Genomic DNA, 23,591 nt, shown 5'->3' on the forward strand with positions numbered 1-23,591 from the left:
GCATTCTTTTTTTACAACGTTTATAGATAGACAAAAAAAGGCAGTTCCAACCGGTGTCGGAACTGCCTAAACACTAATCCTGTGTTTTGTAAGCTGTGAGGATTAGAATATTTATTTGCTTAATATATCCATCGTATCGGAAGCAATCATATACTCTTCGTCTGTAGGAACGACAATGACAGTAACTTTACTGTCAGGAGTACTGATTACCATTTCTTCACCCCGCATGCCTTCATTCTTTTCCACATCCAGTTTCATGCCCATATATTCCATATTCTGGCAAACTTCGCGACGGGTAGCCCATTGGTTTTCACCTACTCCACCTGTCCATACCAAAATATCGCAACCGCCCATGGCGGCAGCATAAGCACCGATATATTTCTTAATACGGTAATTATATACGTTAAGAGCCAAAATCGCTTTCTTATCACCATCAGCGACTGCAGCTTCTATTTCACGCATATCGGAAGACAGACCGGACAATCCCAGTACACCACTCTGCTTATTAATCAGGTCAGACAATCCTTTTGCATCCAAGCCTTCCTTATCCATGATAAAAGATAAAGCGCCGGCATCCACATCACCGCAACGTGTACCCATCAGCAAACCTTCAACCGGAGTCAATCCCATAGAAGTATCGATACATTTTCCATCTTTAATTGCAGCAATAGAACCACCGTTTCCTACATGGGCTGTAATAATACGCTGTTTTTCATAAGGAACACCAAGAATATCACAAGCACGTTTGGATACATAGCGATGGCTTGTCCCATGGAAGCCATAACGGCGGATACCATATTTCTTATACAAAGAATAAGGCAAACCGTACATATAAGCATAATCCGGCATTGTCTGATGGAAAGCCGTATCAAACACGCCTACCTGGCGAATACCAGGAATCAACGCGCTCATAGCACGGATACCTTTCAGATTCGGTGGATTATGCAGAGGAGCAAGATCTATACATTCTACTACCTTGCCAATAACTTCACTTGTAATTTCAACACTACTGCTAAACTGTTCACCTCCGTGTACTACACGATGACCTACAGCATCTATCTCATCATACGATTTAATACAGCCATATTTTTCGTCAGTCAGCACACTCAAAATAAACTGAATTGCAGCATTATGTTCCGGCAGGTCTTTTTCCAGAATCACTTTTTCACCATCAGGCAAAGTAAATTTCAAAAAAGAACCGGGTAATCCTAACTTTTCCACGCCACCCTGTGCCAGTACTTCATGGGTGTCCATATTGAACAGTTTGTACTTAACAGAAGAGCTTCCGCAGTTTAATACTAATATCTTCATCTCTTTATTTTTTGTATCCTTTATTATTTTGACGCTTTTAAACCGATAGCCTGATTACTTGCAATAGCTACCATTTTATAGATATCATCTACTGAACAACCACGTGACAAGTCGTTAACAGGAGCAGCCATACCCTGCAAGATAGGACCAACAGCTTCCGCACCGCCTAAACGCTGTACCAGTTTATAAGCAATATTACCGACCTCCAACGTAGGGAATACCAATACATTTGCCTGTCCGGCGATCTCACTGCCCGGAGCCTTCTGTGCACCTACTTTTTCTACCAAAGCGGCATCGGCCTGCAATTCTCCGTCAATCTTCAAATCGGGTGCCATTTCTTTTGCAAGACGGGTAGCTTCCACTACTTTATCTACCATTTCATGTGACGCACTGCCTTTAGTTGAGAAACTCAACATAGCTACACGCGGTTCCATTCCTACAATGTCACGGGCAGTTGTAGCAGTTGCAAGAGCAATACTTGCCAATTCCTGTGCATTCGGGTTCGGCATTACAGCACAATCGGCAAATACCAGGATACCCTCTTTTCCATACTGGGGAGTTTTCGTAAACATTATAAATGCACCTGACACACAACTCATACCCGGAGCAGTCTTTACAATCTGCAAAGCAGGACGAAGCACATCGCCTGTAGTATTTTGTGCACCGGCTATCTCACCATCTGCATCACCTGATTTAATCATCAGGCAAGCCAGATACAAAGGATCTTCCACCAATACGGCAGCTTTTTCCGGCGTCATACCTTTTTTCTGGCGTAGTTGGAAAAGCAGGTCGGCATATGCTGCCTTCTTTTCATGATTCTTCGGATCGACAATTGTAGCCTGGTCAATATGGCTCAAACCATATCCGGCTGCCAATTCTTTGATTTTAGCAGGAGCACCAATCAAAATAATGTCTGCAACTCCGTCGGCCATTAAACGGTCGGCAGCTTTCAATGTTCTTTCTTCTGTACCTTCAGGAAGAACGATACGCTGTTTGTTTGCCTGAGCACGCGCAATAATTTCTTGCATTAAATCCATAGCGGAAGATCTATTTTTATATTTTTAGTAAATGTCACTGTCTTTCGGGTACAAAATTAGGCATAATGCAACATAGAGTTTACAAAAACAGCAAAAGATTTACATGTAGACCTACCAGATTCAGAACATTTAACAATAATTTATAACTTCCCGCTCTCCGGACAGTATTCGCTGCAATTCTTCTGCCGAAACATTCACTTCCAGTTTCCCATTATGTGCCACCGATATCTTCCCTCGCTCCTCCGAAACAATGATAATCAAGGCATCAGTCTCCAAAGACATGCCTAATCCCGAGCGATGCCGAAGTCCCATATCTTTTGGTAAATTGGCATTTTGGGCTACCGGCAAAATACACCCGGCAGCCTTGATACGGTTGTCCGCTATAATCATAGCCCCATCATGCAAAGGGCTATTCTTAAAAAATATATTTTCTATCAGACGAGCGTTTACGTCTGCATTAAACATTTCTCCCGTATGCTCATAAATGGTCAGGTCCACATCTTGCTGAATACAAATCAGGGCACCGGTTTTCTTCTTAGCCATATTCATACATGCCAAAACAACCGGCGCAACAAACTTTCCTTCGTTCTCGTTTGCATCGGAACGTTTTGAAAACAGGTTCCCTAAGAACTTCCATCCGCGGTGGGAGCCTAAAGCCATCAAAAAACGGCGGATTTCATCCTGAAACAAAATAACCAGAACGACAAAACCTACACTGATAAATTTATCGAGGATCGCTCCCATCAAGCGCATTTCCAACACCTGGGACACTAATATCCAAACAACGATAAACGAGACGACCCCACTAAAAATAGCCAGCGTGCCCGAACTCTTCATCAACTTATAGGTCTGATAAAGGAAAAAAGCGACCAATAAGACATCTATAAGGTCTTTTATTCCGAAATTCATCCACATATAGCTTCCCTTTTCAATTTGTCTACAATTTTCACTGCTTCAACAGCTGCTCGCACATCATGAACACGCAGAATATCCGCACCATTTAAAAGGGCAACCGTATTTAACACCGTTGTCCCGTTCAAACTTTCGGACGGAGTTCCTCCCAAAAACTTATAAATCATACTCTTTCGCGACACACCGACCAACAAAGGCAGCCCGAATTGATCGAACTCGTGTAAGTGCCCCATCAGAAGATAATTTTGATCCAGAGTTTTACTAAAACCAAAACCCGGGTCGAGTACAATATCATTTACCCCCATCAAATTAAGTTCACGCACTTTTGCAGCAAAATATAAAAGAATATCTTCCATCATATCCTTGTAATCCGTATGCTGCTGCATGGTCTGGGGAGTTCCTCGCATATGCATCATAATATAAGGAACATTTAATGAGGCAACAGCCGGAAACATTTCCTTATCCAGCTCACCACCGGATATATCGTTTATAATGGCCGCTCCATATTTTTCCACGGAACAGCAGGCTACATCCGCCCGGAAAGTATCTACGGAGACAGCAACCTCCGAATAATGCCGCTGCAATATGCCAAGAGCTACAGCTACACGTTTCATTTCCTCTTCCGAAGAGACTTCTACGGCATCCGGACGGGAAGAATACCCACCGACATCAATAATCGTTCCACCCTCCGATAAAATAGCTTGAATGCGTTCTTCTATGGCTGCTTCGGTTTGCTTACGGCTGTCCGCATAAAAAGAATCAGGAGTCACATTCAGGATTCCCATCACTAAAGGAGTATCGAGTGAGGTTAGTTTTCCCTTTATATTGAGCGTTTTATGTAACATCATTATATCTTCTTTTCGACAAAGATACTGGAAAAACATTTAATTACTACATTTGCGGCAAATAACTGTAACTGAATTTACGGAGGATAAAGGATATGACCATATCAGAACTATACGAATTATTTTTGCATCACCCTAAAGTGACAACCGATAGCCGCAACTGCCCGCGCGGTTCCATCTTTTTCGCCCTGAAAGGTGAAAAGTTCGATGGTAACAAATTTGCATCCAAGGCATTGGACACCGGCTGCCAATATGCAGTAATCGATAATCCGGACTACTACATCAGCGAACGTACCATCCTGGTGGACGATGTGTTGAAGACCATGCAACAATTGGCACACCGCCATCGTAAAACTGTCGGCATACCTATTATTGGTATCACAGGAACTAACGGGAAAACAACAACAAAAGAACTTTTAGCTGCAGTTCTCTCTTCCAAATACAATCTGTTATATACAGAAGGCAACCTGAACAACCAGATAGGAGTTCCACTCACACTGCTCCGTTTGACCCACGACCATGAAATGGCTGTCATCGAAATGGGAGCCAGCCACCCGGGGGACATCAAAGAGCTGGCAGATATTGTAAACCCGAACTACGGTATCATCACAAATGTGGGTCGCGCCCATCTGGAAGGATTCGGTTCTTTCGAGAATGTAGTGAAAACCAAAGGGGAACTGTACAACTACATCCGGCATTCAAAAGGGAAAATATTTATCAATGCCGATAACAAATATTTGACGGAAATAGCCCAGGGTATCGAACAAATCACCTATGGCTCAAATGAAGCCTTTTTTGCTTCGGGACACGTTATCAGTTGTAGTCCTTTCCTTACTTTCGACTGGAAACAACAAGGAAAACTACACACCGTGGAAACCCATTTGATAGGGGCCTACAACCTGGATAATGTACTGGCAGCCGTTGCCGTAGGGCGTTACTTCAAAATACCAGCTGAACGAATCAGCCGTGCCATAACCGCCTATGAGCCGACCAACAACCGCTCGCAACTCAAAAAGACAGAGGCTAACGAATTGATTATCGACGCTTACAATGCCAACCCCAGCAGTATGAAAGCGGCTTTGGAAAACTTTTCCGCCATGCAAGTTACCCCTAAAGCAATTATCCTCGGAGATATGCGCGAATTAGGACCTGCCAGCGACGAACTGCATGAGGAAGTAATCGAACAAATCAAAAAAGCCAATTTCGATAAGGTACTTCTTTGCGGCGAACAGTTTACTAAAGCAGGAAAAGATTTTTCCACTTTTGCCACAACAGAAGAACTGATTGCTGCACTAAAAGCCAATCCATTGAAAGGCTACCATATCCTGATAAAAGGTTCTCACAGCATGGCTTTGGAAAAGACTATCGATGTTTTATAATATATAAAAGACATTAAACATTCCCAGACAGAAGCCCAAGGCCGGTCCATACCAACGAACCGGCCTTGGAATTTCATCTTCAATATAGTACCACACTTCCTCGACTCATCCGATAACCACCTCTTTATTAAAGAATTATTAACCCTAATATCCATTCTCATTTCGTCAAATCTCTTTAAATTGCCACCATAATCCTATTAAGTATTTTCCGAATAAACAGAATAACCATGAAGAACATCAGATTTTCATCTTTTGCAACCACCTTGCTGGTTACTTTAGCTACAGGATTCCTTGCCACATCCTGCCAGAACAGCAATGAACCGAAAGAACTACAAAAGGCAAATGCAGACGAAACAGCCTCGATTTCATTCGACGAAGGCGAATATATCACGGCAATCAACAACACATCACGTTCCTGGATAGTAGAGTTCGGGAAAGCCGAACATAGCGACCAATGGGACATGGACGGCAAAGGGACTAAGCGCTCCGGTATTATCGAACCCGGCGGAAGAGTAGCACTCAACTGGCAGGCTTCCAATGTCAATCCGTGGCTCCAGGAAATTAATTTCTATGATACGGATGGCACCACCCTTATCTACAGCATTACCGCTTACGGCAGAGGAAAAAAAGTGGATGTCGAAAACTTTCTGGATGAAACTGCCAACATCTTTATTAAAATGGGCGTAAACAAATCCGCTACCCAAACAAACTGGGCGCTTGCCGGCGCATTCCACTATATGGAACCCTACGCGCAACCGGGATGGGGGCATATGGGCTTTCTGGACATCCGGGATGCCTGGAAACCTGACGGATTTTCTTACTCCAAATGGATGACATACGTAGACGACAACAAAAAGTTTATCGACCTCGGTATGCCGGGCACGCATGATGCCGGAACCTGGAACACGCTTATCATCCCTGCCAAATGCCAAAGCCAGGATTGGTTCGAACAAATGAACTGGGGAGTAAGGACATTCGACCTGCGCCTCAGCGACCAGATGAAGATTTACCACGGTATCATTTATTGCCATAACTCGCTGAAAGACTTCTTGCAGGATGCCGTGCGTTTCCTGAACGAGAACCCCGGCGAATTTATTATTGCCATGGTAAAAGATGAAAACTGTGACGAACAAGACAAATATTATTTCAATAACAAGTTCAATAAATTCGTCCAGGATTACGGGCAAGGCAAAGTAGTATGCGATAAGACGTTCGCCGAAAAAAATATCGGCGACCTTCGTGGAAAAATATATGTTGTGACACGCGACCGTTCGGAAGGCTCGATGGGTTGGATTAAAGACGCCCCACAAATTAACTGGCACGACGACACGACAGTGATTACCGATAGCGACTTCCCGTTTGAAATTTATCTGAGTGACGAATATACGAAGACACCCGAAAACAAAGTAGACGGAGTTGCCAAAGTGATGGCCTCGGCTACAGCCTCCGGAGCAAACCGTTGGAATATCATCTTTACTTCAGGGTACAATACATGGCAGAAAATCCCTAATCCCTGGTTGTATGCTGCAAGTTTCAACGTTGGCTTTTCAGAAATACTGGTAGGAGGCAAAGGCATGGTTCGCAATTTCAAGCAATACTGGCGTGAAGCCTCAATTCCTGCTACCGGAAATCTGGGTACCGTATTGATGGACTTTAGCGGTTCGTATGAAACGGACCTCATCCGCGACCAGATTATTTTCCGCAACTATCAAAAGTTGCCTGCCGCTTCCAACGGAAGATAAGTACAACAGAATAATAATGGTATTCTTGCAGCGATGCACTGCTATCGGTAGCAAAAGAGTAAGGCTACGGGAGCAGTGCATCGCAGTCAGTGTTAACAGATCACATCATTCTTTTCATCCGCCTCAAACAAAACCTTCTTTAGTTTCTGATAAAGGAAAGAAAGGATAAGCAATATGACCCCTAAGATAATAAAAATGATTATTTTACCCACAGTAGGCAACAGCCAGATATCCACCAGTATCAATTTAACCAGTACAATACCGAAGGTCAGCAAGCTCACCATACGCAGGAACTTTTGATGCAGCCTCATTCCTAACGACATTTCCACGAAACCGGCAATAATCAGCGAAACGGAAAAACCGGCACTCGTCTCCCCCGAATACCCCACTTCCTTCAGAAATGTATTGACTCCTATAACCAGCAATACTGTCGATAAGAAACTAAGCAATCCGGTCATGGGATTGGATATCTTTTGGTGGAAATCATAAGCCGCATAGTAACTCTTTGCAAAAAGCCAGATGTGTACTGCTATGATAACAAACGAAATCCATTTCAAAGATTCCGCCAACTGCTCCTGAATATCCGGATAGGCGAACGCACAAATTCCATAAAGACAAACCGACAGGAACAGCCCGAAAGCATAGCAACCACTATAGACAGCCACAGGAAACCGCTTCCTCAGACACAACAACAGAGCCAGTAAAGCGGCAGCCGTAAACGTCTGCGCCAGTTCCATAGAAAGATGTGAGTCTTTCACATTCAGCAAAAACTCGAGGATAAAGGCAATATACAATATGGCACACCCGTTCAACAGGACAAATGCATTAAACGGAGAATATTTCAACACGTTTACAGCCTGAAACATCTCTTTTTCACGATTCATCAGCCAGCACCACACCAGCAAGGCAAACCCCGTAAATATGCCGGTAGCAAACATACCATTGGCAAACAAAGGAACTACGCCTCCCTCCGTAACCGCATTTTCCATATCCATCAAATAGGATGCATTGGTCAGGAAAAGCAGGGCTATCGAAAAATACTCATAGATAACCATACGGAAACGGGTAAAGAGCCAAAGTACAATGACCAGTTCGCAAGCCCACAAAAGGGTAATGAAAGTCCCTTCCAACTGCACAGGTACTGCGATGGACACAAATGTCAGGGCAAGTCCCGTTAAAGCCGGATAAAGGATTTTATTTTCCGGCGACCTCCGGCTGACAATAAACGCAATAACTCCATTCACCAAAGCAATCCCCAACGGGAAAAGCCCTTTCAAATTCTGCCCCGGTTGCATTTCCCTAAAAAAATACAGACAGAAGAACAGGTAAATAAAATTGTTCAATGAAACCTCGGCCAGCAACAAATGGCTTATTTTATTATTTCCCGTATTCAATATCGAAACAACCGGCAGCAGGAACGTCAAATAAAACAAGGTAGAGAACAATATCAGATGGACTAATTGCGGGCTCCGGGCAATATCCAGATCTGCCGTCCATATATAACCACCAAGGATAAGATAGGTTGCAGCAAAACAGATAAGCGGCAATTCTCCCCATTTCTTATACAAGGACAGCCCGAACATTCCGAGGTTCAGGATAGAAACATAAACAAACAGTACCATATAACTTCCCATTCCATCGCTTACCAGGAAAGGAGAGATAAAACCTCCAATCAGTGCGATAATAGCCAGTTCCCTCCGGTTATACAATACGGACAAGACCGTCACAAGAATTGTAAATATAATCAGAAGGATAAAAGCGGATGCCTGGCTGAACAGTCCATAATAATGGTAAGCCATCGCCACCGTCACATAAAAGACAGCAAATGCACCGCCAGCCAGTAATGAACTGAAAGTCAGGTAGGTCTTACGCAACTTACCGGAAATCACAAGCAACCCGACACCGGTTGCAAAGCCCAGTACCGTACGGAACACTTCGTTAATCCAATCCCTGTCGATAGCATATTTCACAAACAAGCCTACGCCTATCACAAGGATCAGGATACCTATCTTTCCGAATAAGTTTTCTCCGATATATTTCTCATAATTAACCTGACGCGGCTTCTTTTTGGGTTTAGAAGGCCTCTCTATCTTCGGCGGGACAAAGAGGATTTCCTGCTTTTTCACTTCCGCCTTTTCTTCCACCGGAACGGGTTTTACGGCTTCTGCCTTTGGACGGGCAGTTTCCAGTTGTTTCCGTAACTCGGCTATTTCTTTCTTCAGGCTCTCCGTATTCGAAATGGCTTTTCCAATCTGACCGTGTAAGCTAATCCAAATAACCAGAATTAATAAAATAAAAAATGCTGTTTCCATAATAGTCGGGGTTATAATCCACTCATAAATCAGTTCTAACCGTTTTTCAAGAATGAGGGTCGCAAGGCAAAGTAAACCAAAATTCCGTACCTTCGCCCAAGACGGACTCCACACCTATTTCGCCTCCTAAATGTTGTATGATCGACTGGCTGATGGAAAGTCCCAACCCTGTACCTTGTACAAACGCATCAAATTTAGCAAAACGATTGAAAACATTTGGTACATTTTCCGGCGCAATTCCTTTTCCTGTATCTAAAACATAAAAATGCAGACCTCCTTCTATAGGCTTATATCCCATGCGAATAGAACCTTTGGAGGTAAACTTGCAGGCATTACTCAGAAAATTGGAAATCACTTGTGTCAACCTGTTTTTCTCGGAGTGAATGAAACAATCCCCCTCCGGCAATTCACAAATCAGCTCCACTCCTTCCTTTACCCTCGAAACATAAGTCTGCTCTAATCCCCGGAACAGAGCAGGTATATCCACATCCGAATAATTAAAGTCCAGTTGCTCTGCTTCTATCTTCGACAGATCCAGTATATCATTAATCAACTGCAACAATAGTTCGTTGTTCGTCTCTATAATCTTAACATATTCAGCTATCTCGTCCGGATCGTCTTCCTGGGCTATCAGATTGGAAAAGCCGACGATTGCATTCAGCGGAGTCCGTATCTCATGACTCATATTGGCAAGAAAAGCACTCTTTAAACGATTGGATTCTTCCGCTCTATCGCGAAGTTCAATCAATTCGTTGGTCATCTTCAAATCTGTAATATCACGCCGTAAACCGATCAGCTTGGTAGCTCTTCCTTCCTCATCCAGCCCATAAGGTACGGCATGCATTTCAAACCAGCGCGATCCTAAAGCTTCCGTCTGAATACGAATCTGAACATCCATCACCCGTATACGCCCGGCCGACAAGTCCTCCAGCCCTTTACGCAGTACCAGAGCATCATCTTCCTGCACAAATGTCAAATAAAGTTCCAGAGGAATTGTTGCTTCTTCAAAAATTGTCGATTTCGGAGAATAGAATGTTGATGTATCCACATTGAACTCCCACGAAATAATCTGAGCAGCATCCAGCGTAAAATCCAGTTTCAGCTTATTCTCTTCCTGTTCCCTATTCCGCTGCATTTCGACCGTGATATTCCGCTCCGTTCCGATAATCTGGATCACTTCTCCCGTTTTATCGGATTTCAAAGCGATGGCATATGTTTCATACCAGTTGTATTCAGCCGTCCGTTTAAAACGGAATATTTCTTTCGACTTCTCATCCAGCCCGGAAGAAAGCCTATCCATAAACCTACGGTACTTTGCCTCATCATCCGGATGCAATATCTGAATTGCCGCTTCATAAGACAATGATTCATTGGCAACCGTTTCCTTATATAAAGAATAAAATTCCTTCTTCTCTATATCATAGCACCAGGCGGACATGGTTCCCGCATCAAGGGCTATAGACAATTCTTTACGGATATTCTCCAACTCCAATGCACTTTTACGTATTTCCGTCGTATCCACGACTGTCCCTATAATATAAGGACGTCCCTCGCCATCCAGATATTTCGTTTTAGTCACGACACTCCATCTCTGGGGGTCTCCGGTTTTCGGATCTTTATGGACAAACTCAAACGAGACGGGGGTATTACTTTGCAATACCTGCAAGTCTTCTTTCCTGAATAATTCGGCTGTAGGATTTCCGATTTCATTATCATTTTTACCCAATACAATGGATGTTGAGTTTCCGTTAATCTCCATCACCTTCTGATTATAAAACAGGTAACGGAACTTATTTGAGACATCCTTTACAAACAGCCCTACCGGCAGATTATCGATAATGGACTGTAAGAACGTTTTCAACTTCAGAATCTCCCTTTCCGCTTTCACATACGGAGTTACATCATGCATAAAACAAATCAACTGATTATCTTCGAGAGGTACTGTACGCGCCTTTATATAATAAGTGATTCCGCCTTTGACAAATTCATAATTAAATACCCGGACTTCCCTTGTTTTCATGGTGTGGGTTACATTCTGTGCCAACTCAGCCAAAGCTGAATCCGACAGCGGATAAATCTCTTTTATATTCCAAACATTTACCCCGATAAGCTTTCTCCAGTCTGTTCCGAACAAAACCTGCTCCAAAGGATTTATAATGTACTTGATATTTAAATTCTCATCATAGATCATTACCATATCCGGCATCTTCCCAAGCAGGTTCATCATGTGGGCATTTACCGTTTTATAATACTGCTCTTTACGTTTCCTGTAAAAAAGGGAGACAATAAGTAATACCAACATTAAAATAATGGTAAGACTAAACCACAAAACAGACAAAGGATGATCTTCCAATATGGAAGTCGGAGCATTATAAAACAAAACTCCTTCCGGAAGAAAATCTTCAGATATACCTGTTTCCTGCCATACAGGATAATTAATATAGTAATGAGGTCGGGCAGGCGTTTGCTGGAATGCCGGGCTGTTTTCTATTCCTTTTGTCAGCACATCATAAGTAAGCAATGCCAGATCGCGTCCCTGTTCCACACCCAAAACATAATAACCGCCTATATAATTCATATTCGCCCTGCTCTGATCCATCACCTGATAAACAGGAAAAGACTCCATCCTTGCCAATTCATTGTGCAACATGGTATAAGCATGCGGGTTACACACGGCATCCGTATACCATCCGGAAGAAAGCAAGGCATAAGAATCATCCATTTTCGCAATCGAATCCAGTAATTCGGGCGTTGTGAAATCGGTGCCGGACAAATAGCATAAATCCAACGAGTCAATCTTATCGAACAATTGCTTTAAATTATTCAGATAGAACCCTTTTGCATACCGGTTATCATAGCAGAAAGCAACATGGCGTATTTGTGGCTGGAGCTGTTTTATCAATAACAGGTTCTCCATTATATAATCCTTGAAAAAATATCCGGTAACTTTAAATCCACCGAAAGTATCAGAGATATAATGTATTCCATCGGAAAAGAGGACATCCGAGTCCGTATTCTTTTCATAATCCACAAAAGTCTCTTTGACATACCCTAATACAACCGGTATATCCTTCCAACCTTCTTTACATGTCATCTTATAGGAAGACCATGCCTCATTGCCAAGCAATACCACCACATCCGGCTTATCTTTATAGGCTTGGAATAGCTGTATCATCCACTCCTGCCAGGAAGAAAAAAGAGGGTATTGTTCACTGCTCATATATTCTACCTGCACTTTTGCCGGCATTTTTTCCGACATCTGTTCTACAAATGCAGAAATCACATGATTTCCTTCTTCCCTAATCGGTGAATACGAACTGATAAGCAGGATGCTTTTCTCCGGATTATTATTAGCTCTACGTCCCCATACATCTAAAGCAGAGAGTAACAACAGCAACAACAATATTCGTTTTAAAAACAGATGATTTTTATACAATTCCATTTATTGTTTTATTATTAAAAACAAAAATAGAGTTTTTTTATCTTTGGTTGCTCTTGTCGGCACGGAAAAAATAAGTTTACTGTAACTTCTCCTTCAGATATTTGCCGGTGTAGGAGTCTGCACAAAGTGCCACCTCTTCCGGAGTTCCCGCACAAACCAGGTTCCCGCCGGCATTTCCTCCTTCCGGTCCCAGGTCTATCAGATAGTCCGCACACTTTATCACATCCATATTATGCTCGATGATAACCACCGTATGTCCTTTGGCTATCAATGCATCGAAAGCTTTCAATAAGGTTTTGATATCATGGAAATGCAGACCGGTAGTAGGTTCGTCAAACACGAAAAGTGTTGGTTCCTGTTTCTCCTGTCCCAGATAGTAAGCCAGTTTCACACGCTGGTTTTCTCCACCGGAAAGAGTGGAAGAAGTTTGTCCCAGTTTGATATATCCTAACCCTACATCCTGCAATGGCTTCAACCTCCGGACAATCTTTTTCTCCTGTGTTCCGGCATGCTGTTCAAAGAATTCGATTGCCTGGTTGACGGTCATTTCCAACATATCATAGATGCTTGCTCCATGATACTCTACCTCCAAGACATCCGATTTGAAACGCTTTCCATGACAAGCATCACATTCCAGCGTAATATCTGCCATAAACTGCATTTCGACAGTGATTTTACCTTCTCCCTTACATTCTTCACAACGCCCGCCTTCTTTATTGAAAGAGAAATAAGCAGCCGTATATCCCATTTGTTTCGATAAAGCCTGTTCGCCATACAACTTACGAATCTCATCGTAGGCGCCTATATAGGTTACCGGATTGGAACGGGAACTCTTACCGATTGAATTCTGGTCTACGAACTCGATGCTTTTAATCAGTTGCATATCGCCGCTCAATCCCGAACAGTCGACCATCAACCTTGCAGCATCATCCAGATAATGTTTTACGCCTTCATAAAAAATATCCCGTACCAGTGAACTCTTTCCTGACCCGCTGACACCGGTTACAACGGTCATCACATTCAGCGGGAACTTCACATCCACCCCTTTCAGGTTATTTTTACGGGCGCCTTTCACTTCTATATAATTATTCCACGGACGGCGGAATGCAGGAACTTCTATCTTATCTTCCCCGGTCAGGTAACGAACCGTATAACTGTTGCTATCCGTTTTCAGGTCTTTTACATCCCCCTGATAAACCACTTCACCGCCCAGACGTCCGGCTTTCGGACCTATATCGATAATGTAGTCGGCAGCCCGGATAATTTCTTCATCATGTTCTACCACAACCACCGTATTGCCCAAAGCCTGCAGCTGGCGAAGCACCTTTATCAATAAATCCGTATCACGGGAATGCAGCCCGATACTCGGCTCATCCAGTATATAAAGGGAACCAACCAGGCTACTGCCCAACGAAGTGGCGAGATTGATACGTTGGCTTTCCCCTCCGGATAAAGTAGCGGACAAACGGTCTAACGTAAGATACCCCAGTCCTACATCCAGCAAGAACTGCAAACGCCCGGTTATCTCGGCAAGCAACCGCTTAGCGATAGCGGCATCATTCTCATCCAGTTCCAAACGGTCGAAAAAGGCTTTCGCTTCGGTAACCGGCATGGTAACCAGTTCGGCTATATTCTTCCCCCCCACTTGTACATAAAGGGCTTCCGGACGCAGGCGTGAACCATGGCAAACCGGACAAACCGTTTTTCCCCGGTAACGTGCCTGCATCACACGATATTGTATCTTATATAAATTTTCTTCTACGAATTTAAAGAAGGCATCGATCCCGTTCACCCCTTTAGCACCATGCCAAAGCAAATCCTTTTCTTTCTGTGTCAGGTCGTAGTAAGGGCGATGGATCGGGAAGTTGTATTTCTCACTGTCGGCTATAAACTCCCGTAGCCACTCACTCATGACTTCGCCTTTCCAACAGACTACAGCTCCCTCATATACGGAAAGGCTTTTATCCGGCACAACCAGGTTTTCATCAATCCCGAGCACTTTGCCAAACCCTTCACAGGTAGGGCAGGCACCCAACGGATTATTAAAGCTGAACATCATATCCGAAGGTTCATCGAAAACCATGCCATCGGCTTCAAACCGTTTGGAGTATTCTTTCTGAATCGTACCTTCCGCTGCATAAATACGGATAATACACGTACCATGTCCTTCAAAGAATGCCGTTTCTGCAGAATCGGCAAGACGGCTTTTCAATGTTTTATCCTCCGAAACAGCAAGACGGTCTATCAACAGTTCGATGCCGGAAGATGCCAGTAATGCCTCGTCGGCAAGTACTTCCGTAATACGATAAACGGTATCATTGAAAGACAAACGGGAATATCCTTCTTTTTGCAAAATCTCGAGTTGCTCCTTCATTGAACGTCCTTCCGGTAGTATCACAGGAGCATAAACGGCAAAACGGGTCCCGTCCGGATAAGCCAATACCTCTTTTACAATATCGCTTACCTGATGTTTCTTTACTTCCGTTCCGGATATAGGTGAAATCGTTTTTCCAATCCGGGCATACAATAAACGCAGATATTCATATATTTCGGTAGAAGTCCCCACCGTGGAACGCGGATTGCGCGTGTTCACTTTCTGTTCGATAGCAATGGCAGGGGGTATGCCTTTTATATAGTCGCATTCCGGTTTGCCCATACGCCCCAAGAACTGCCGGGCATAGGCTGATAAACTTTCCACATAACGGCGCTGTCCTTCCGCATACAACGTATCAAACGCGAGTGATGATTTTCCGCTTCCGGATAATCCTGTGATGACAACCAGTTTGTCGCGAGGTATCTCGACATCGATGTTTTTCAAGTTATTGACGCGAGCACCCTTTATGAATATAGAATGATTTTCAGACATAATATCTATCTTGTTGCCGGTAGAAAAACAACCGGCGGCTTATTGTTTAAATCTACTATACAAAGGTAAGGAATAAAACCGAGAGATAATACGGTATGAAAAAAGAAGACTTCCTCTTTTATATCATTTTGACAAAATGACAAAACAACTCCTTTATACGCGATTATATGGAGGTTGATACGGGAAGCGTTTCAAATATGCCACTCTTGCGAGGTTAAGGTTTATCAGTTTGTTTACGCTGATAGATTTACAATTACGGAATGACAGGACGCGGATATTATTTTCTGACGCGGATGACGCAGATAAACGTGGATTAATACAGGCATTATATTTCTTAATCCGCGTTTATCCGCGTCATCCGCGTCAAATCATATAGTTACGTTTTTCAGAATATAATAAACTATTTAACATCCGCATCAAGTTCGGTTTTTCAATCATTCCAGAACCGCGTCCATGCCCAATAACATCTAAAAACAGGACATATATGCTTTAAAATCGAAACATATATGCTTTGAAGTCAAAATATAGGTGTTTTGTCCGCGCGGACTATTGGATTTTGGTCCGCAAGTAGTTGGAATTAGTAGCGGTACTAATTGAAAATACCCCCAGAGTAAATGAAAAAAGGTACCGGATAGTGCAGAAACAGTCTCTTTTTGCCTGAAAAAAAGCCCGGTTCTCCCTAAAAAGCCATTTATTCGCGTCTAACGTGTCAGCGCAAGCGACTTTATTCTGATAAAATACCACAAAACAAAGCAAAACACAAACATTTTGCAAAAAGATAGTAGTTTTAACCGGAAGGTTTATCGATGCAGGAAAGATAGCTATACTACCATTACAGATCGAAATTTTAACCTCCCGGACAAAGCATGTAAACCATTTCTTCGTTTAAACCAAACTTTTGTTATATTTGCATGCATATTGTAAGAAAATACTCAAAGTTATAAAAACAACAGCACGTTCATGGTTTCAAAATATCTTCGTCTGCTTGTGGTTTTATTGTTATGCGCAGTAACATCCTGTAAGACCACTCAACAGATTCCACAACAGACGGCACAGAAAGAAGCAAAGCGGGAATTTCGCGGAGCTTGGATACAGACCGCTTTTCAGGGTGAATACAAAAACATGACACCCGCACAGATGCGGAAAGATTTTGTCCGCAAACTGAATTACCTGCAAAAATGCGGCATCAATGCGATCGTTTTCCAAGTCCGTCCGGAAGCCGATGCTTTCTACAAATCGGATATTGAACCCTGGAGCCGTTTTTATACCGGACAACAAGGTGTAGCTCCTGCCGGCAACTTCGACCTGATGGCATTTCTGATTGAAGAATGCCACAAACGGAATATGGAATTCCACGCCTGGTTGAACCCATATCGCGCCAGCACCTCCGGCAGCACCCAGTTTGCAGATAGCCATATTTACAATAAACATCCTGAATGGTTCGTTACCTATAACAAGCAAATTTTGTTTGACCCGGGATTGCCGGACAGCCGTCAGTTTATCTGCCGTGTTGTACGTGATATCGTTACCCGTTACGATGTGGATGCCATTCATATGGATGATTATTTCTACCCATACCCTGCACCGGGAGTACCTTTTCCCGACGATAAGAGTTTCCGGAAATACGGTTTAAATAAAGGATACACTGCTGCCCAACGTGGAGACTGGCGAAGAGAAAACGTAAACACCCTAATCAGGGAATTGAAGCGTACCATTCTACTGGCTAAACCGTGGGTGCGTTTCGGCATCAGCCCGTTTGGTATCTACCGCAATAAAAAAAGTACACCCGACGGTTCGGGCAGTAATACCAACGGACTGCAAAACTATGACGATTTATATGCTGATATTCTTTACTGGGAAGAACAGGGATGGATCGATTACAATATTCCTCAAATATATTGGGAAATAGGCCATCCTGCCGCCGACTATATCACCTTGGTCAAATGGTGGGACAAGAACTCAAAGGGATGCCATCTTTACCTCGGCCAGAGTGTGGAACGTACCATGAAAGCGGGCGAACTGACACGCAAGATGCGCTATGAACGTGCATTGCCCAACGTGAAAGGCAACTGTTTCTGGCCTGCCAACGAAATTCTATGGAACACTAAAGGGGTAGCCGACAGCCTGAAACGGAATTACCACCGTTACCCGGCACTGATACCTGCATATACGCATATGCACGACCGTGCTCCTAAAGAAGTGAAGAAACTGAAAACAGAATGGACGCCTAAAGGCTTCCTGCTACATTGGGAAGCAGAGCAGAGCGCGACCAATCCGGAATTGGCAAACTATTTTGTCGTTTACCGTTTCATGGACGGAGAGCCTGTCAACCTGAGCGACCCGTCTAAAATCGTGGCTATCACCCGCGAATCAGGTTATCTCCTACCTTATGATAAAGGAAAGCTGAAATATCGTTATGTAGTTACGGCTGTAGACCGTTTCCACAACGAAAGCAACGGAAAAAGCAAAAAAATAAAACTCTAAAACCAGCCGTATGCCCGACATAGCCTGTCTGAAATACACAGATTGTGCCACCTGCCCGCATTCGCAGACACAGGTATTCAAGTACCGTTCCTTCCCGAAAGGAATCGTAGTACCGAAGTCCAAATGCTCGCAGAATACAATCTATTTCATTGTTTCAGGCAGTGTGCAGGTAAAAAGCGAAGAGCATCCGAACAGTATTGTGCATGACGGGCAATTCATCCTGCAACCGATAGGTTCATCCGTAGAGTTTAAGGTTCTCGAAAACCTCGAATGTATTTTATATTTGTTCGAGAAGCCGCTTAGCCTCTGTTCAGACCGCTTCAACAAAGGAAGCGAACTGGCTAAAGATATGCAGATAACTCCGACCATCATGCAGATGTGTTTCCCGCTCCGGTTGTATATCAACGGTATTAAAATGTATCTGAATGATTCTCTTATTTGCGCTGAATTTCTGAATGCCAAGCGGACGGAACTTTATTACCTTCTAAACTGCTATTATCCCCTGAAAGATATGGCGGCATTTTATGCACCTATATATAGGTATAGCAAAACATTCCGCTATTTCGTAATGCAAAATTACCTGAAAGCAAAAGATGTGGAATCTTTTGCCCAACTGGGAGGGTATAGTACACCGACATTCCGCCGCCTGTTCAAAGAAACATTCGGTGAACCGGCTTACCAATGGATGACTAAGAAAAAATGCCAGGATATCCACAATGACCTGACGACAACAGAAATGTCTATTTCTGATATTTGCTATAAATTCGGTTTCGAATCCCTCTCTAACTTCTCACATTATTGCCGTGCCAACTTCGGTAAATCTCCACGTGCGATCCGCAACGAGAAAGATGAAAATCTATAAAAATCAAGGATTATCGACTGTTTTTACAACTTTTTGATTAGAAAAAGCAATTTTATCACTTACTATTCTCTCTACATTTGCCACGTAGCAAAACAGGAATGAACAGTATAAGTTGTATAAAAGCAGGTATCATCCTGAGTGCGTGTTGCCTTATTATTGCAACAATGATAAAATGCAGCACGGACAAGACGCCGGATAACGAGGAGCAAGGAGACGTACAGTATGTCTTTCAATGGGATCAACTATTACCAGGATATCCCGCTCCTACCCAGCTTCGGTACTGCTTTTATCCAATAGAGGGAGGTTCTACCATACAGATGGACTATAACAATACGGCAATGTTAAATTTCACATTACCACCTGCCCGGTACAGACTTCTGGTATTTAACTGTGATGCGGACAATATCGCTTTCAGGAATATGCAAAGTTTTGAAACAGCAGAAGCTTATATTCCCATAACGAAAGCAGCAAATGAAACCCAAACCGGAACGATCCCATTGTACGGGATAGCAGTAGACGAGTTAGAAATAATAGGCGGGGATAATAAATCGATCACTTTTACTCCCAAATCATTAGTCCGGAACCTGTCCATAGCAATCAAAGTAGATGGAATAGAAAACGTAGCCGGTTGCAAAGGAGCAATAAGCGGTATGCCGACCTCCATAAGCCTGAGCAAACAGGTTATTGGAGAGAATACACAGACCGATATTACTTTCGAAACGACTCCTTCAGAGGAAGGAATAAATGCAAACATTTTGATACTGGGAAAACCGAAAGAAAAAGGAGAAGAGCAGCCTGTCCCTACCACCCATGAGATAATTTTAGACTTTACCTTATCCGATGGCAGCACAACTTCCTCTCATATTGATTTAGGAACTTCCCTGGACAATACAAATGGCAACTCTATTGACGTAGCGATAGAAGCGTCCGTTATACCCGGCCCCTCCTTCACAGTAAAAATCAACCACTGGGAAGTAGCCTCCGGCGACAACCTGATAATCGAATAAACAGCAATTTATACAATAACAAACGAGAATAATATATTAACAAATTAAAATTCATAATCATGAAAAATTTAGCAGTAAGTATGCTTGCCATGGCAAGCATTGCAGCTATGGTTAGCTGCTCAAGCAATAATGATCCGGTAGATGAAGTGGGTAATGGGGAAAAGGTGGAAATTAAATTGAATGCTGGGGTTGGAGCTATCACTACTAAAGCCACTCCGCTAACAGAACTAAAGAACAATAATATCACATTGTTAAGACAAGATAGAAGCAGTACTCCTTCAAGTTGGGCAAGCTATACTGTTGGAAAATATACAGTTGGAGCAGATGGTAGTATTCCATTAACCGGTGACCAAAAATATTATAATAACGATGAAACTCCTCTTAATAGTTATTTTCTTGGAGTATATCCTCAAATAGCAACAGACCCCACAAGTAATATCATCACATTCTCCGGACAAACTGGCGAAGAAGATATTTTATGTAGTCAAGTTTATGATGCAGGAACTAAGATATTGCAAACAGATGCAACAAACTCTAAAATGAAATTTGATCATATGTTATCTCAAGTACAAATCAAATTGGTCGCAACTGCAAGTGCAAAAACGGCTTTTGGAAAAATAAAAAAGATCATTATCAAAGATATGCCTAAAACATTAGATCTGTCATTAGATAACAGGGCTATTACAGCAAGTAACACTCCGAATAATGCAGATATAACAATATATGATAATTCAACAGGAGAAAATATAGATGCGATTACAATTCCTGCAAAATTTTTACTACCAGGGCTTGGAGGTGAAAATGCTACAGATCTCAAAATAGCAATTGAAACAGAAAAGTACAATACTGGTGCTACACAATCAATAAATATATTGGGAATAAAAACAAATGTTTCCGGTACAGATAAATATGGTACTTTAGCTGGTTACTTGCACAATATTGAACTTACATTTAATGATAATATCTCCATTACAACAGAAGTAAGCTCTATCCAAAATGGAGGTAGCGGTAATGGCAATATTGAGAACTAATAGATCAATAGGCTTAACTATCATGTGATTACATGATAGTTAAGCCTACCATATAATGAAAATGATAACAAGAATATACATTATCTGCTGTTTACTATTCTTATACGTTTCTTGTAATGAGAATAATCAAATACCTGATTCTTCTAGTTATCAGATTCATTTCTCCACCCATATCCTAACCCTATCCAAATCCATCATCACCGAATCCACCCTCCCCGACAACTCCCAAATCGGAGTCTTTTCATGGGGACATCATAAAGATGACGGCGATACAAACACAGCGCTTCGTAAAGACCTTACCAACACGCTTTATACAAAAGAAGCCGGTAACGATGAATTAGTAACGACCATAGAAACTCATTACCCTATCAATCCCGATACCCTCCTTAACTTCTATGCCTATTACCCTTATACACCATCGGCAACCGATATGCTTGAAAGTATTCCATTCGACCTGAATCAACAAGACGATATAATGTGGGCTACTCCTGTCAAGAACCGGAATAAAACGACGAATACAGAGATTGTAAACCTCGCCTTCAATCATATCCTTTCCGCTATCACAATTAAAATCCAAAAAGCAGATGACATCCAGGAAGATATGATTCTACAAAGTATTTCTTTAGAAAACTATTCGCCGATAGTACAACTCAATATACAAGAAGGCAAGTTGACACAAACAGCTTCAAACACTCCATATACCCTTATAAAGGATTTAAACCTTCCTGTTATTCCGACAGAGCAAACCATTGTAACCGACTTCCTGCTTTGCCCAAATACAAAGCCTGTATTCATCGTCCGAATGAGTAACAAGGACTACCGTATCGAATCTACCAAAGCATTCGAATCTGGAAAGAAACAAACCTATGAGTTCACCATACAAGCCAAAGACATCCAATTATCCGGTAGTATCACCCCTTGGGTAGACGGAGGCGGCAGTAAAGAAACTATCTACTTTTAGTATTTAAATTACATCATCTACAATCTTTTTTCAAAAAAAATATCCAACCCTCAAATATCATCCACTCATTGATATTTAAACCCTCACGAAACATCAAAACAAGTATTCCTCACACCCTATTACGGAATAAATTCATTATTAACACTTATAACATTTGCATATAAAATAAATTAGCTATATCTTTGTAATATAATGATTTTCAAATCCATTTGAATTAATTTCATGGCTGTATTGAAAATCAAAGAGTATAAACGGGTAAGATTATAATTAAAACCTTACAGAAGGGAGGAGACAACACTTGACCAATGTAATATTTTTTTTTAAAACCAATTTTATCAAAGTATCAATCACTTAACTGTTAATTTCCAATGATTAAACAATTAGTTTTCAGTATGCTTGCCATAGCTGGTATGGTAAGTTGTAATAGTCACAATGATCATCCTTATGATCCTAGCAATCAAACCAAAATCAACTTAGGCATAGGTGTAAACGAAATCGTTAGCAAAGCGGCTATCAATCCACAGGAGAAGAACGATTTTACAACAGAGGATGATATTTATTTAATTCGTACTGATATTGAAAAAGGTACTCTTTTGCCTACATTAGATGGCGTTAAGGCTGTAAAAATAAACTCGAGTAAAAAGTTTGTTTTACCTTCTGAATGGCAATTCTATAATGGGGAAAAAGAGACATTCTTCACAGGATTTTATCCGGCAGGAACTTTCCATGTTGGGACCAGTGAAAAACCAAGTTGGGTTTCTTTTACAGATGTAAATGGTGAAATAGATATCGTACATGCACTTCCCTACAGCGTTGGAACAAAGGATACCCCTACACCCGACCCTGTTTTAACCTTTAAGCATATACTATCACAGATTCAAATCAACGTTGTAGGGACTGCTGCAGGTCAAAAAGGTTTTGGAAAAATCAAACAAGTATTAATCAAAGATATTCCAAGCTCTATTGACTTGTATTTGAATGATAAAGAAAATATAGATGTTAAAATAACAGACAATAGTCCAGATACACATGTTATTGTCTATGAGGATGCTGAAGGTATGATAATACCAACTACTCCCACCAAGATCGGAGTTATTCCTATGATATTCAATGGAGGAGAAAAGCCTTACGGAACATCAGACAATCCATTGGTTATTACAGTTACGACTGAATATGAAGGAGAAAAAATCATTGATATCATTAATATTGGTGCTCCATCAGAAACAGCTACCGGTTTGGAAATGGGTAAAAAACATGTCATAACTTTGACATTCAAAGACAAGATCATTGTTTCTGCAGACATTACACCGTGGGACCCGAATGGGAACACAGGTGGTGGAGACGTCGAATAGATATTCGAATTAATTAGCCGCTAAAAAACGCCTCATCCTTGTTCTGAA

At 42.1% G+C, this 23,591-nt stretch carries 15 protein-coding genes; 8 read left to right on the top strand and 7 right to left on the bottom strand.

Translation table 11 applies throughout. The features are described from left to right. Positions 1 to 111 precede the first annotated feature (111 nt). The 4 genes from ACGE0T_RS17515 to folP form a co-directional block, all read right to left on the bottom strand. On the bottom strand, positions 112 to 1,311 hold the full coding sequence (locus ACGE0T_RS17515; protein ID WP_459187867.1) for an acetate kinase: 1,200 nt from the start codon (positions 1,309 to 1,311) through the stop codon (positions 112 to 114). 23 nt (positions 1,312 to 1,334) lie between these two features. After that, entirely contained in the window at positions 1,335 to 2,348 is a 1,014-nt protein-coding gene (pta, locus tag ACGE0T_RS17520; protein WP_459187868.1) for a phosphate acetyltransferase, read from the bottom strand. A 129-nt stretch (positions 2,349 to 2,477) separates the two neighbouring features. After that, positions 2,478 to 3,263, bottom strand: coding sequence for a diadenylate cyclase CdaA (cdaA, locus tag ACGE0T_RS17525; protein ID WP_459187869.1), 786 nt, complete (start codon positions 3,261 to 3,263; stop codon positions 2,478 to 2,480). Continuing rightward, complete coding sequence (gene folP, locus ACGE0T_RS17530; RefSeq protein WP_459190504.1) at positions 3,254 to 4,105, bottom strand: dihydropteroate synthase; 852 nt, start codon at positions 4,103 to 4,105, stop codon at positions 3,254 to 3,256. Before folP ends, cdaA begins: the two co-directional genes overlap by 10 nt. A 95-nt stretch (positions 4,106 to 4,200) precedes the next feature. Here folP and ACGE0T_RS17535 point away from each other — a divergent pair, with 95 nt between their 5' ends. Together ACGE0T_RS17535 and ACGE0T_RS17540 are read left to right on the top strand one after the other, a co-directional pair. Next, a complete protein-coding gene (locus ACGE0T_RS17535; protein ID WP_459187870.1) occupies positions 4,201 to 5,484 on the top strand; it encodes a UDP-N-acetylmuramoyl-tripeptide--D-alanyl-D-alanine ligase in 1,284 nt (427 codons plus the stop codon). A 227-nt stretch (positions 5,485 to 5,711) separates the two neighbouring features. Next, on the top strand, positions 5,712 to 7,226 hold the full coding sequence (locus tag ACGE0T_RS17540) for a phosphatidylinositol-specific phospholipase C domain-containing protein (RefSeq protein WP_459187871.1): 1,515 nt from the start codon (positions 5,712 to 5,714) through the stop codon (positions 7,224 to 7,226). A gap of 92 nt (positions 7,227 to 7,318) precedes the next feature. On the opposite strand, the gene ACGE0T_RS17545 is transcribed toward ACGE0T_RS17540, so the two are convergent. From ACGE0T_RS17545 to uvrA, 3 genes are all read right to left on the bottom strand, one after another. Next, positions 7,319 to 9,538, bottom strand: coding sequence for a DUF2339 domain-containing protein (locus ACGE0T_RS17545; RefSeq protein WP_459187872.1), 2,220 nt, complete (start codon positions 9,536 to 9,538; stop codon positions 7,319 to 7,321). Positions 9,539 to 9,584: 46 nt separating this feature from the next. After that, positions 9,585 to 12,980, bottom strand: coding sequence for an ATP-binding protein (locus tag ACGE0T_RS17550; RefSeq protein ID WP_459187873.1), 3,396 nt, complete (start codon positions 12,978 to 12,980; stop codon positions 9,585 to 9,587). Between the two features lie 76 nt (positions 12,981 to 13,056). Then, positions 13,057 to 15,846 carry an excinuclease ABC subunit UvrA gene (gene uvrA / locus ACGE0T_RS17555; protein WP_459187874.1) on the bottom strand — a complete coding sequence of 930 codons (2,790 nt, stop codon included), beginning with the start codon at positions 15,844 to 15,846 and terminating at the stop codon, positions 13,057 to 13,059. Positions 15,847 to 16,806: 960 nt separating this feature from the next. On the opposite strand from uvrA, the gene ACGE0T_RS17560 reads away from it, so the two are divergent. The 6 genes from ACGE0T_RS17560 (at position 16,807) to ACGE0T_RS17585 (ending at position 23,543) form a co-directional block, all read left to right on the top strand. Further along, complete coding sequence (locus ACGE0T_RS17560; RefSeq protein WP_459187875.1) at positions 16,807 to 18,330, top strand: glycoside hydrolase family 10 protein; 1,524 nt, start codon at positions 16,807 to 16,809, stop codon at positions 18,328 to 18,330. 10 nt (positions 18,331 to 18,340) lie between these two features. Beyond that, positions 18,341 to 19,192, top strand: a complete 852-nt coding sequence (locus ACGE0T_RS17565) for a helix-turn-helix domain-containing protein (protein WP_459187876.1) — start codon at positions 18,341 to 18,343, stop codon at positions 19,190 to 19,192. A 98-nt stretch (positions 19,193 to 19,290) separates the two neighbouring features. Beyond that, complete coding sequence (locus tag ACGE0T_RS17570) at positions 19,291 to 20,199, top strand: DUF5119 domain-containing protein (RefSeq protein WP_459187877.1); 909 nt, start codon at positions 19,291 to 19,293, stop codon at positions 20,197 to 20,199. 59 nt (positions 20,200 to 20,258) lie between these two features. Further along, positions 20,259 to 21,230: a fimbrillin family protein gene (locus tag ACGE0T_RS17575; protein ID WP_459187878.1), complete on the top strand. Its 972-nt coding sequence runs from the start codon at positions 20,259 to 20,261 to the stop codon at positions 21,228 to 21,230. A 61-nt stretch (positions 21,231 to 21,291) separates the two neighbouring features. Further along, entirely contained in the window at positions 21,292 to 22,191 is a 900-nt protein-coding gene (locus ACGE0T_RS17580; protein ID WP_459187879.1) for a fimbrillin family protein, read from the top strand. Positions 22,192 to 22,559: 368 nt separating this feature from the next. Beyond that, positions 22,560 to 23,543: a fimbrillin family protein gene (locus ACGE0T_RS17585; RefSeq protein ID WP_459187880.1), complete on the top strand. Its 984-nt coding sequence runs from the start codon at positions 22,560 to 22,562 to the stop codon at positions 23,541 to 23,543. The last annotated feature ends 48 nt before the right edge of the window (positions 23,544 to 23,591 follow it).

It is taken from the genome of Parabacteroides sp. APC149_11_2_Y6 (assembly GCF_054506995.1).